A 4,328-nucleotide genomic window follows, 5' to 3' on the forward strand; every position below is an offset into this window, starting at 1 on the left:
TGAAAAAACACAGAACGGACGCGATTGTATATAAGAGCATGTTGCAAGATACAAACAGAAATTTAGAAATTAGTGAACTTGAAAAGAATGGGCGTTTAGTCCTTTTTAATCTTGAAAATGGGCATGAGCCGAAAAACCGAAAGGAAGGTGAACAGTGGCTTTCTATCTTGGAAGAGAATAAAAAGGCGAATACAATCCCTCAGAAGCGTTTAGAAGGCTTTATAGAGCGTTTAAAAGCGTTCCTAGACAAAATACTAGGGAAAGAGCGAAAATTCTCCCTAGAGGGCTTAAAACGCCAATCAGAGCAATCTAAACAAGAGAGACGACCAAAAACACGAAAAAATATGGAGAGAGGGCGATAAAAAAAGCGATACCCACCATAAGGGCATCGCTTTTTGCTCTATTTTTGCATAGATAAAATGAATTTTACGCCTTGTTTAAAGCCTTCTTTATAAAATTCTTCTTTCATGTTCGACATTTCTAAAAGTATTGCTACTTCAAGTTGTTCATATTCCTCAAAGGTGAATTTGTCTTCGTGTTTATGTAATGCCTCAAGATTTTCGGGTTTTTCTAATTCTTGTACACTTTGCTCCACAATCATTTCTAACATTTGGTTTGCAGTCATTATAATTTCCTCCAGTAAATGTATTTGATTTATAAAAAAGGTTTGTGCATACTGGAGACATGCAAATAGGGGTCAGAATCTTATCTGCATAAGTGTTCTCTGTGTCCAGTATACAGGGAACATTTTTTATTTCTTTTCGCTTTTTTAATGTTTGGATAACCTCACTCATTACCTCATAACATTTGTTTTAGTGTATTTTGCATGTTCAAATTTCTTAAATAATTCTTCGTTTTCTTTACGACCAAGAAGTATATTACCTTTGAAATTTACGAAGTCTTTTTTATCTCTGCTTGTAGCCCAAGCTACTTCTGGATTTAGGATATATGCGTTTGTATTTCCGACTTTACCAATAGCGATCAATCCGTTTTCTTCTAGACATGAAACTGCTCTAAATATTGTTGTTCTCGACTTGCCAGTAACTTCTTCTAAAATTTTATGTGAAACCATTATGCTATTACTATTAACGTCCATATTTTCTATGAAAAACATGTAAAGTTGTCCTGCAACTGCATTTTGAGAAATGATATAAGCTAATGCTTTTGTGCCTAAACCTCTACTGATTTGTATGAAATTCTTGTTTTTCTCGTTTTCTTTTGCTCTTTTAGCTTCTAGGGCTTCATTAGCACTATCAAAGATTTCAGCGTCTTCTATGTTTATGTATTTAACTTCTGTATTTTTTTCTTTTTCCGAAAACATATGTAACCTCCTATGATACATTAATGTATAGTTTTTGAAACAACATGTTTCATAACCGAATTCTACCATTTTACATTTTAATTTGCAACACGTTGTTTCAAAAACTGAATAGAAAGTATCAAACTATGTTGCACCACATGCAACATTAATGTTTCGCCACATGCAACATACTAAATTCGTAAACTATTGATATTACTATGTTTTTACTAAATGCCTTTCTATATCTATATAAAGAGGGCTTTTCTCCACGCAATGGTCAGGTAGTATTTTTTGAGAAAATCACTCAAAAAATCTCCACCTTTGCTCCATTGCATTCCGAAATTCGGCGGGGGTTGACATATCGCCAAGCCGAACAGACCAAAAACGAGGACTTAGGTTGCTCGACTTGGACTAGCAATTGTACCCGCCGAACCGCCAGTTCTATCGTTCTAAGCAACAAGCTTACTCCATATTCAGTTACGTTAAGTTCCAGGGGGCTAGCCCCCAAACCCCCAACCAGCACTTACACCCAAAAACAAGGGGGAATACTTTTAAGAAATGAAAAAACCTAGTTTCTAATGAAACTAGGTTTTTTCATAAGTTATTTTTGATTCAATTTCCTAATAACGCTAAATAGAATGATTAATTCAGACATTAGTAGTATTAAAAATGTTTTATCACTAAAATCCTTTGTTATAGTTATTGTTAATATCATAACAATTAAAATTAGCGATAAGAAAATATACATGATAGATGATCCTTGTGATTTAGTTAACAAATAAATTATTATAAAAATAACACTCGCTACAATACATTGAATAAATAAGAACATGTTAACGTGCTACTGCATATGCAGATGGTGGAGTCCATTTAAATACGAGTTTTGAACCACGAGAACTTGTATTATCACGTAATTCAGTATGCAAATAATAATTTCCAACCGCAGCGATAACACCACCAATTGCAACGCCAACTCCAGCTACACCGCCACATAATGCGGCAATAGCGGAGATATACGACCAATAAGTTGCAGAATCTGCGAACTTGTTTTGTAATTTTTGAGCCTCATTTTGACTAAGATAAAATTCTATACCCCACCAGTAGCTTTGATTCGATCCATATTGGATATCTATTTGCTTAGCCTCTAGATTATTAATAATATTTGTAGGAGACTTTAAATTTTCGAGTTTATGAGTATTTTCATTTATTTTTACAGTACCAGAAGAAATTGCTTGATTAATATTTTTGAAACCTTTTATGTAGTGGTCATAAACAAAAGGTTCTACTTCATTTTTGAAATTAGGATCGATTACTAATTTACCATCTTGGATTGAAATGTATTTATCTACAGTTGAAATGGCATCCATAATTGCTAAAGTTTGTTCTTCAGAATATTGATTGCCTAATCCATCAATTGATTGTAATGATTGATTGTTTGTTTGTTGGATAGGATTAGCTGTATTTTCAGCTGCATGAGATGTAATTGGTGATGCTAATGGAATTAATAAAGCAGTAGCAACCGCAATGGTACCTATTTTTTTGAACATTTGTTAATTCCTCCCTTTTTTGCCTAATTAACGACATAATATAACAATATAAAACTTTACTGGAAAAATCAGTATATTTATCATTTTTTTATTTTGGAAATTGATTGATAAAATTTTTTTGGAATAATTTGAATAATCAAGATATTAAGTTCTAAAGGAAAGGTTACATTATCTATGACAAAAGATTTAATGTATGTATGGAATAATAATCGGTAAGTGTCAATGGTAAGCGGACTGAAAGGAGCATTAAGGAATTGACACGTGCATCTGATTTTCCAACCTCTCGGAAGTTCCTCAAAACGAACCGTTTTGGGGACGCCAACCGGCGAGGGAGTCCCTCAAGGATTGAGGGGTTGGGGAGTTCGATGAAGGGGGTCTGGGGAAGAGTTCCCCAGCGGGTTTGGGCGGTGCCCAAGGTCTTTTTTTGGCCATGCAAGACATGGCTCGGCGTAGCCGAAAAGCCTCGCAGAGCACGTCCAAATGAAATTTGGTATAGCGTGCTAGACCAAATTATTGGTTCTAGCTAATCCCCATGTTATACTGGTTACCAAAAAGGGGGTTCTCGCTCATGGCTCACGTTCAAAAATACACAAAAGGAAATGTACAAGGACTATCCATTCACTGGGATAGAAAAACAGAAAATCACTCGAATCCAGACATTGATAATGAGCGGTCGGATTTGAATTATGATTTGTGCGAAAAAGAAGGAGATACACTTTCTCGCATGAATGAGCGTTTAAACGAAGTTCATGCTTTGAAGCGAAATGATTTGAAAGTGTGTGCGGATTGGATTGTCACGTTGCCAGAAAATTTGAAGGGTGTTTCTGAACAGGAACAACGTCAATTTTTCGAGAAAACATATGAATTTTTAGCGGATCGTTATGGTGGTGAAAAAAATGTGTTGTCCGCTAACGTTCACAATGACGAAACAACACCGCATATGCACTTTGCCTTTATCCCTGTTGTTTGGGACGAGAAAAAGCAGAGGGAAAAGGTTTCAGCGAAAGAAGTGTTAACACGAAAGGATTTAAAAACCTTTCATCAAGATTTAGATACATTTTTAAAACAGGAAATACCGCATATCTACAAAGGGGGCGTTTTAAACGATAAAACGATTGGTGTAGATACGGTGAAAGATTTAAAAAAACATTCGGATGAAATTCATAGACAAAAAGACCAACAAAAAGCAGATGCGACCGCAGAAATGAAAGTGTTTAAAGAGCCAAAACAAGTGCTGAAGAAAATTGAAGCTTCAGCAAAGAAAACGATGTTTGGAGATAAGGTCACATTACCGTCTAAGGAATTTGAGAAATTAAAAGATTTATCTGTATCTAGCATGAAAGTACAATATCAAGCTGAAAAAAGAATGGCTGCAGCAAACGAAAAAATTGAAGACTTGGAAGAGAAGTATTACGAAGCGGATAGAAGAGCAAATAATGCTGAATTTCAATATGCTTTACTAGAAAAAGAAACGGACAAGC

4 protein-coding genes and 1 pseudogene are annotated in these 4,328 nt (G+C 35.0%); 2 read left to right on the top strand and 3 right to left on the bottom strand.

Translation table 11 applies throughout. From position 1 onward, the window contains the following. A pseudogene (locus LOK41_RS27435) lies at positions 1-362 on the top strand (MobV family relaxase); the annotation flags it as partial. Between the two features lie 38 nt (positions 363-400). Here the strand turns inward: LOK41_RS27435 and LOK41_RS27440 are convergent. The 3 genes from LOK41_RS27440 to LOK41_RS27450 form a co-directional block, all read right to left on the bottom strand. Continuing rightward, a complete protein-coding gene (locus LOK41_RS27440) occupies positions 401-625 on the bottom strand; it encodes a hypothetical protein (protein ID WP_241819270.1) in 225 nt (74 codons plus the stop codon). 168 nt (positions 626-793) lie between these two features. Next, entirely contained in the window at positions 794-1,321 is a 528-nt protein-coding gene (locus tag LOK41_RS27445) for a replication/maintenance protein RepL (protein WP_241819271.1), read from the bottom strand. 812 nt (positions 1,322-2,133) lie between these two features. Then, positions 2,134-2,847: a hypothetical protein gene (locus LOK41_RS27450; RefSeq protein ID WP_241819272.1), complete on the bottom strand. Its 714-nt coding sequence runs from the start codon at positions 2,845-2,847 to the stop codon at positions 2,134-2,136. Between the two features lie 568 nt (positions 2,848-3,415). Between LOK41_RS27450 and mobV the strand changes: the two genes are divergently transcribed. Continuing rightward, a partial coding sequence (mobV, locus tag LOK41_RS27455) for a MobV family relaxase (protein ID WP_241819273.1) occupies positions 3,416-4,328 on the top strand: 913 nt, incomplete at its 3' end.

The sequence above is a fragment of the Bacillus sp. TL12 genome (assembly GCF_022625245.1).
Classification (GTDB): domain Bacteria; phylum Bacillota; class Bacilli; order Bacillales; family Bacillaceae_G; genus Bacillus_A.